The organism is Colwellia marinimaniae (genome assembly GCF_002207865.1).
In the GTDB taxonomy this organism is placed as follows: Bacteria; Pseudomonadota; Gammaproteobacteria; order Enterobacterales; family Alteromonadaceae; genus Colwellia; species Colwellia marinimaniae.
In genome coordinates, this window is the sequence record NZ_BDQM01000060.1 from 1 (window position 1) to 7,662 (window position 7,662).

12 protein-coding genes are annotated in these 7,662 nt (G+C 34.8%); 10 read left to right on the forward strand and 2 right to left on the reverse strand.

Features of this window, described 5'->3' with window-relative positions:
- The first annotated feature begins 70 nt into the window (after nucleotides 1-70).
- On the forward strand, nucleotides 71-1,444 hold the full coding sequence (locus tag MTCD1_RS17760; RefSeq protein WP_231733107.1) for a DUF4932 domain-containing protein: 1,374 nt from the start codon (nucleotides 71-73) through the stop codon (nucleotides 1,442-1,444).
- Between the two features lie 97 nt (nucleotides 1,445-1,541).
- Here MTCD1_RS17760 and MTCD1_RS17765 read toward each other — a convergent pair whose 3' ends face one another.
- Together MTCD1_RS17765 and MTCD1_RS17770 are read right to left on the reverse strand one after the other, a co-directional pair.
- Nucleotides 1,542-1,811 (reverse strand): Txe/YoeB family addiction module toxin, encoded by a 270-nt coding sequence (locus tag MTCD1_RS17765; RefSeq protein WP_057183321.1) that lies wholly within the window; start codon nucleotides 1,809-1,811, stop codon nucleotides 1,542-1,544.
- Nucleotides 1,792-2,064, reverse strand: coding sequence for a type II toxin-antitoxin system Phd/YefM family antitoxin (locus tag MTCD1_RS17770; RefSeq protein WP_057183319.1), 273 nt, complete (start codon nucleotides 2,062-2,064; stop codon nucleotides 1,792-1,794). Before MTCD1_RS17770 ends, MTCD1_RS17765 begins: the two co-directional genes overlap by 20 nt.
- A gap of 168 nt (nucleotides 2,065-2,232) precedes the next feature.
- Between MTCD1_RS17770 and MTCD1_RS17775 the strand changes: the two genes are divergently transcribed.
- The 9 genes from MTCD1_RS17775 to MTCD1_RS17825 all read left to right on the forward strand — a co-directional run bounded on the left by MTCD1_RS17775 (nucleotide 2,233) and on the right by MTCD1_RS17825 (nucleotide 7,499).
- Nucleotides 2,233-2,613 (forward strand): energy transducer TonB, encoded by a 381-nt coding sequence (locus tag MTCD1_RS17775; protein WP_057183317.1) that lies wholly within the window; start codon nucleotides 2,233-2,235, stop codon nucleotides 2,611-2,613.
- A gap of 129 nt (nucleotides 2,614-2,742) precedes the next feature.
- On the forward strand, nucleotides 2,743-3,210 hold the full coding sequence (locus tag MTCD1_RS17780; RefSeq protein ID WP_057183315.1) for a hypothetical protein: 468 nt from the start codon (nucleotides 2,743-2,745) through the stop codon (nucleotides 3,208-3,210).
- 110 nt (nucleotides 3,211-3,320) lie between these two features.
- Nucleotides 3,321-3,764, forward strand: coding sequence for a hypothetical protein (locus tag MTCD1_RS17785; protein WP_057183313.1), 444 nt, complete (start codon nucleotides 3,321-3,323; stop codon nucleotides 3,762-3,764).
- 95 nt (nucleotides 3,765-3,859) lie between these two features.
- Nucleotides 3,860-4,372: a thioredoxin family protein gene (locus tag MTCD1_RS17790; RefSeq protein WP_057183312.1), complete on the forward strand. Its 513-nt coding sequence runs from the start codon at nucleotides 3,860-3,862 to the stop codon at nucleotides 4,370-4,372.
- Nucleotides 4,373-4,837: 465 nt separating this feature from the next.
- Entirely contained in the window at nucleotides 4,838-5,182 is a 345-nt protein-coding gene (locus tag MTCD1_RS17800) for a hypothetical protein (protein ID WP_057183308.1), read from the forward strand.
- Nucleotides 5,183-5,512: 330 nt separating this feature from the next.
- Nucleotides 5,513-5,881, forward strand: a complete 369-nt coding sequence (locus tag MTCD1_RS17805) for a DUF3703 domain-containing protein (protein ID WP_057183306.1) — start codon at nucleotides 5,513-5,515, stop codon at nucleotides 5,879-5,881.
- Nucleotides 5,882-5,984: 103 nt separating this feature from the next.
- Nucleotides 5,985-6,536, forward strand: a complete 552-nt coding sequence (locus MTCD1_RS17810) for a GNAT family N-acetyltransferase (protein WP_057183303.1) — start codon at nucleotides 5,985-5,987, stop codon at nucleotides 6,534-6,536.
- A 133-nt stretch (nucleotides 6,537-6,669) separates the two neighbouring features.
- Entirely contained in the window at nucleotides 6,670-6,918 is a 249-nt protein-coding gene (locus MTCD1_RS17815) for a hypothetical protein (RefSeq protein ID WP_057183301.1), read from the forward strand.
- Between the two features lie 284 nt (nucleotides 6,919-7,202).
- Nucleotides 7,203-7,499 carry a HigA family addiction module antitoxin gene (locus tag MTCD1_RS17825; protein ID WP_057183299.1) on the forward strand — a complete coding sequence of 99 codons (297 nt, stop codon included), beginning with the start codon at nucleotides 7,203-7,205 and terminating at the stop codon, nucleotides 7,497-7,499.
- The last annotated feature ends 163 nt before the right edge of the window (nucleotides 7,500-7,662 follow it).

Sequence of the window (7,662 nt, forward strand, 5' to 3'; positions counted from 1 at the left end):
CAGGTGATGTTAATGATGAAAATTTAATGACTTGTGATAACCTATGGTGATTATTTTAAAGGGATGTCTGATGTTTTACCAGATTTTATGTTTAAAGGATAAATTAAAGTTGAAGTATATATTTTTTATTTTAATAATTTGCTCTAGTGGTAGAGTTCAAGCTAGTGATTATTACATATCATTGCAAAGTGCTGATTTTACCTTGGTTACAGATGTTTTTTTTAGTCAACGTTTAGATTTTAATTCACTACCTGAAAACAAAACGGTTAATTTAACCTATTGGGGAAGTAGCCCAAAAGCTGAAATTAAATACAATGGCAAAAGTTTATTTATTTCGGGTCATGATAACGAAATTGAACAAGTACATTTAGAATTTAATCAAAAAGTAAAAACAATTACCTTCAATATACAGCTTAATCCGGTTCGTTATAATAAAGAGTATATTCAAGAGCATATTGGAAAAGTTAGTGTTGAAACGCCCGAAGTTTACGAACTTAACAACATTATATTAGCTCTATTTGACAAGTTTTATCACGCTAATTATAAGATGTATTCGAAAGGAGAATACTACTCAGATGTTTTAAAGTGGTTTTCACCTTTTAAAGATCATGAGATTTTTAAAAAACTCGTTAACGTTGATTATTATTCATTTGTTGAAAATGGTCCTGCGTATGTTTTTAACGGCGATAAAATAGAAAAATCATCGGTATATAAAAGCTTTCGAGCCGTTGATGTTATTAAAGACAATATTACCTTGTTAGAAGATTTTGCAAAAAAGAGTAATTTCAAAAAGTTTTACCAACAACATCATGAGTATTACTTAAAGTTGAGTAACGTGTTCCAACTAGGTGCTCAACCAAAAAACATTTGGCAATGGTTAGAGTCTCATTTCCCGGCAAGATATCAAAGTTATAAGGTTTTCTTTTCTCCATTAGGGCCGGGTAAAAATAGTTCTCGAATGTATGCCAATAATGGATTTAATGAATCTATCATGTTTATCGTTGCCCCTAACCGTTATGAAAATGAGAGGGAGTCTTTTTCAATTCAATCGATAAAGTTCACTCGTTCATTCTTTACTGAAATTGATCATACTTACGTGAATCCAACCTCTGACAAATATATAGACGATATTAATGCTGCTCTGGTGGATTTAAAACCGTGGTATAACGGCGGTGGATACAACAAACCTTATTTAATATTTAATGAGTATATGACATGGTCATTAGTCTCTTTATACGCAATGGAAAATTATTCTCCGCAAGAGTATCTATTTATAAAAAAATATACTGAAGATTTCATGATAAATAAGAAGGGTTTTTCCCAATTTAAAGCTTTTAATAATGAACTTATCCGCTTGTATAACAACAAGTCAGCTAAAGAAAAAATTGCTGACCTATATCCCTCAATTATAAATTGGATTAAAAACAATTCAAAAAGCACATAAGCAAATTAAAAGGAAAAATAGAGCTCGTCTCGTTTTTTGCAAAGAGCCGTAAAAAAGCGAGCCAATCACTATTTCCTCTTATTTAAGCGTTATATTTTTAATGCTGGTCGTAATGTCCGCCAATTGCGAAGATATAAATACTGTCATCATCAAATTTATAGACCACTCTGTCTTTCTGGGAAATACGTTTTGACCATAATTCCGATAAATTATGCTTTAGCGGTTCTGGTTTACCTAAACCACTTGCAGGATCTGCAAGTAACATTTCTTTTAAAGTTTTGCATAATGCTTTATGAAGCTTTTTGTCTTTCTCTCTTAACTGCTCATAAATAAGCCAAGTCTTACCTTCAAAAACTAGTGATCTCATTTAATTGCTCTTGTGTCGGTTTATATCCAGTGTTTTTTTGGTGTGTCGCCATCGATTCAGAAATTTGTTTCATTAAATTACTACTTTGTAAAACATGTAGTGTCTCTTGCTCTCTTTCCCAATCATCAGCACTCATTATAATAAAGTCGTCACCAGCTCGCCTAGTAACTTTAATAGGCTCGTGCTGACTAACAGTTTGTTCAACATATGTTTTTAGGTTGTCTCTAAACTGATTTACGCTTATGCTATCCATAATTAACTCGCTGTTTATGTACGGTATTGTCGTACATTGTAGTTCAAAAAATATAATAAGGCAATCAAACGGACAAATTACAGTTGGCTGTTTCACTTTGATCTTGTACCACTTTGGTGGACAATTTTTTGCCTGTTAACAGGGCGTTATATTTTACAAGGAGTGTATATGAAACTTTTGAGTATTTTATCCCTAGGACTTTTAGTGTTGAGTGGTTGCAAGTCAACTCCTGAGCAGTACCTTACAAAATCCCCTATAACCGTGGAGCAATCTGAGTTACAAAACTATTGGGTTCAAGAAGCCAAAGAGTTTAGTTTTAAATCTAGTACATTAAAGCCACCGAAAACCAGTGGCTTCGTTAAAGTTAAGTACTTAGTTGACTCTAATGGGGCGATTTTCAATCCAACAGTTGTTGAGTCTTCCCCCAATGGAGCATGGGATAAATTTGCATTACGTGCCTTAAGCAATATTCACTATGTTCCCTCTAAAGCTAATTCATCAAATGCGCCTGTTTATGTGACAACTGAATTTATATTTGGACACAAGTAAAATATAAGCAAATTAATCAGGACAAATAACAGTTGGTTTTTTATCCTGCGTCGCTTATTTTAGCCAACTGCAATTTGCCGCTTAATTGGGGCGTTATGTTTAAATATTTAAATCAAGTAGGGATCACTTTTGAAAACAATCACAAAATCACTTCTAGTTTCATTCGCTTTAGTCTTATCACCTCAAACATTAGCAAACGATAACTTTACCTTTGGTATGGGTGCTGGCACCTTTTATAGTGGTATTGGTGTTAATGCAGGTATTCAATCTAAAAATGATTTGAAATATATATCTGCTGGTTGTGTTAGCTACTCTTCCATTTACGGTGGTACCTGTGGTGTTGGTATTGGTTGGGTCAAAACGGACATCTTTGACTTCCAGACCCCGAAACATGGTGCAAGTTTATATATTGGCGTCGTTGGCAGTGAGTATGACAATTTTGATCATGAGGCTGTGTATGGTGCCGGCTTAGGATATCATTACTTTCATAGAGGCATAGGAAATCCCGGCTTTAATTTTGGCTTTACTCTAGTCGCAGGAAATGAAAAAGATGGTATAGGTGTCGGTGGTATATTTCAGGCCGGCTATCAATTTTAAACTATAAGAAAATAAACAGGGACACGTAACGCTTACCCAGTTCCACATTTTAGCAAGCATTACTTAGCCTGTTATTTGAGCGTTGGTATACAAACAAGGATGTCATTTCAATGAAGTGTTTTTTATTATTATCAATTTTAGTTTTATCTGCATGTACTACAACACTCGAGGTAACTTCAAATTCAGCATCAACTGACGTTATGCGATTAATTGAACAAACAGAAGTAAATGCCCCAAAAGGTGTAAAAGGTACGTTTCAATTTGCAATAAAAGCCTCTGGTATAGAGAGAAAAGTTGTTTATTTAAACACTGAATTAGATTACAGGGATAAAAGAAGTATTACGGTTGCACTTCATCCTAAAACAATCGCAGCGTTTACCAAAAAATATGGCTCTTCACCTGAAGAATACTTTATTAATAAAAATATCGAAGTTACTGGTGAAGCTAAAAAAATGAAAATTTGGTTTTTTTCTAATGGTAAAAGAACTGAAAAATATTATTTTCAAACTCATATAAGAGTTAAATCAATAAACCAAATCAAAGTGTTGGGCTAAGTATACCTAACCAAGAAAATCAACAAGGACACGTAAGTTGGCTACTTTTCGCTTCGCCTGTTATTTAGGCATTATGTGTATATAAGGAGTTTTAATTGAACCTTGGTAATCAAATTACAGAAAAATTAAATAACATTGAGATGTTCATTGAAAATTCACCAAGCTATTTATTTCCATTAAAAATAATAGGTTGGATATTACTGTTTGTTGCTTTGATGATTACGAATTTAATAGCTCTTGCTAAATGGCCTTTATCCGCGATATATAAAAGACTGAATAAAAAAGACTTAGGTATGGGTGATCCAATTAATATTTCTTCCGATAGCGAGCTTAGTCAAATTGTTGCTGAGCAAGGCACTGTCTTAGTCGATTTTTGGGCTGAGTGGTGTGGTCCGTGCTTATTGATGAATAAAACTATAAATAGCATGGCAAAAGAATATGAAGGAAAGATAGCTGTTGTTAAAGTCGACGTATCATTAAATTCAACACTTAGTAAGTTATACGCAGTAAGAGGGTTACCTACTGTCATAGTATTTAAAAATGGCGATGAAGTTGCTAGGAAAAGTGGTTCATTAACAAAGAGCCAATTATCTGAACTAGTTAAATAACAATAAGCCAATTAAGGCAGGACAAATAACAGTTGGTTTTTTATCCTGCGTCGCTAATTTTAACCAACTGATATTTGCCCATTATTTGGGCGTTAGCTTTTATAGAGGGCTCAACTATATGGATATTCAGATTCTTCTTTTTATAATCTTTGTAATGGTCTTTATACTGATGAAAATTGGTAAGGCTAAAGGTTACCTTATTAAGGTTGAATATAGTCACTCTAAAAAATTCTCTTATGCAGTAGTCTGCTCTCTTGCTGTGAGTATGAATTTCTTCATTAGAGGTGATGTTTTCTATCTTTTTCTAGGTATTATCTTCGGTGTTGCTATTTATTCAAGAAAACACTTTTTAGGACTTAAATCTAAAAAAAGCTAACATTTACAGTTGGCTACGTTTCGCTTCGTTACACATTTTAACCAACTATTTTATTGTCTGTTAACCGGGCGTTAGTTTTTCAAGGAGGAATGGTGTATTTAAAAGTTTTAGGGTGGATGTGTATTCTAATCGAGGTAATAGTTCTTGCGCCAAGTATAGTGCCCGGTGCAATGTCAGCTCTAGCATCAATTATTACTCTGCTAATATTGGTTATATCTATAGTTACAATTAAGACTGGAAATCTATTTTATTTTAAAGTTACCGCTGTAATTTCAGGTATTAGTATATTTATCGTTAATGATAGTCTTCGGCTTTATGGTTCATTGCCACAAGTACCGTGGGAGTTTCAAGTAGGTTTCTACAGTCTTTTTATAATCATTTGTGGTCTAGCAATTTATTATGCTAAAAGGCGTGCTGGTGTTATGAAAAACTAACAACACGCCCTGAGGTGGATAACTAACCGTTGGTTTTTGCTCCTGTGTCGCTAATTTTAACCAACTATTTTATTGCCTGTTAACACCGCTCTTGATAAGTCACGTATTGCTTCGTCTTCAGGCTCTGGCACCACGTTGGTCTGCTATGTGTGCCACTTTGGTAGATACTTTATGGGTATCTAGACCAATGAAAAGTATGTTATGTTGATACCTGTTAGCCTCCAGTTTATATTGTTTAACACATATATTATGGCTCTGGTTTTACTAACCCACGAATCTGGAGGCTAGCACCTCGTGGGAGTCATTATGTCTAGCTAGAGGTAGTTTCCCATGCTCGGTAATTTTACAACCAATATTAAGCCGTACGTAGAGGCTGAATTACAACTCGCACGTACTTCTTATGTCGTTGGAGACTACTCTCAGGCATTTAAATACCTAGAAAATGCTCATGTATTAGGCCAAGAGTCGACATACTTTCACGTAAAAGTGCATTGCATTATGTTTTATTGGGCATTGCGGCAGCGAGATATTCATGAATTACTTGGTCAAATCTTTAGGGTGATCGGAGCTGCAACAAAAACAGCTATCGGCTTAGTTCCAAGTGGCAATACAGGTGGAGCAGATGTGAGTCCATTTAAAGTCATGCCTATTAAAGAAACACATGCAAACTATATAGAAAATGCGAAGTCTGGCGTATAGAAAGTAACTTTAACGTAATTAAAACAGTTGGTTACGTTTAGAGTCGCTACGAATTACAACCAATAATTTTAGTCCGCTTAATGCGGTATTATGAGTACTTCGTATGAATATTAATCTCCGACCACTATCTAAGTCTGACGAAAATTATTTCGATGTGATCGATCTTTATAAAAAAGCTTTTCCAGAAGCTCGGCATATACCTACATGGTTGCTTCGATATACACTAAGAAAAGGTAAGGTAGGTTTTAACATTATTTATGCGCATGATACTTGGATTGGCCTCATTTATATCACTGAGTATACCGATATTATATTTGTACAATTTTTAGCTATAGCGGAATCTTATCGCTCAGCTGGGTACGGCAGTAAGGTAATGGCTTCGTTGAAGGGGACTCACTCCGGAAAAAGAATTGTACTAAATATTGAAGAACTTAATCAGCAAACAAAAAACTACAAACAGCGGGTCAAGCGTAAAGCTTTTTATGAGAAAAACGGGTTCATTTCTTCAGGTTATATAGTGGAAGAACCTGGAGAGCGGCTTGAGATGCTAATATTTGGCGGAAACATTGGTAAAGAAGAGATAGAAGCAATGTATAAAAAGCTCTTTGGTAGTATTATTGGTTTCTTATTTAGACCTAAAGTCATAAAAATATGAGGTATCACCACTAGCACATACTCATAAGAATTTTCAAGACGGACAATTAACAGTGGGCTGTTGTTCGTCCCTCACTCATTTTAGCCCACTGTTAATTATCGCTTAAAATGGCGTTATATTTACCAAGGTAGTCATGGCATTTTTCAATTTATTTAAAGGTGAAGAGGTTGGCGATTTAGGCCAAGTTGAAGCATTACAGAAGTCTTTTGTTAAAACTAAAATGAATGTTCATAAGCTTTGCCTAGAAGATGGCGCTACTGGCGTTGGTCTTAACATAGTGAGTAAAGGTTTTTTGTCTTCTTCATCTTTCCCTATATCTCTTGATGAGGCTCAAGCTAGGGATTTAGTTAACAAAATTAATGAAGCTTTAGGTGATAAGTAAATATAACAAGCCAAGCATTATTTGCCCGTTATTGGGGCGTTGGTATATCAAAGTCCCGCTGTTAATTCGACACCTTTAGGGTTACACTTGATCTATGATTTAAAACTTAATTCATAAGGTTTTTCGAAAGTTTTATGCTTCAGGCCGCACTGCGGGGATACAAAAAAGCACGAAAATAAGCTACGCCTTATCCTAGCTAATCTTAGATCAAGCGGAAGTTGGCGTATGAAATATAGGTTTACTGGACGTGATGTTGAGATAATAAATGATGAGGATTACCACTAATGGCTATGTTTAATCCTGCTCATCCGGGAGAAATATTAAAAGAGTTAGTGATCGACTCTTTAGAATTAACGATCACCGATGTTGCAAAACATCTTGATGTAAGCCGTAAAACTTTATCTAAAATTTTAAATGCTAAAGGCGCTGTCACACCTGAAATGGCTGTACGTCTTGAGTTGGCTTTTGGTAAACCATCAGCAGAACATTGGCTTCGTTTACAGAATGCACATGATTTATGGCAAACAAGACTAGAGCAAAAATCACTACATGTTTCACCATATAATTTTCAAGTAGCATAATGCGGCTTTACAAGTTGCTTCAACGGAAAAATAACAGTTAGCCATCGCTTCGCGATTATAGTTAACAGCAATCGGCCGCTTAAAACGGCGTTGAGGCTGTAGAATTTCTCCAAAAAGGAATATTCCATGTTCCTTTTACTATTTCTGGTTTGTTTGTTTTTTA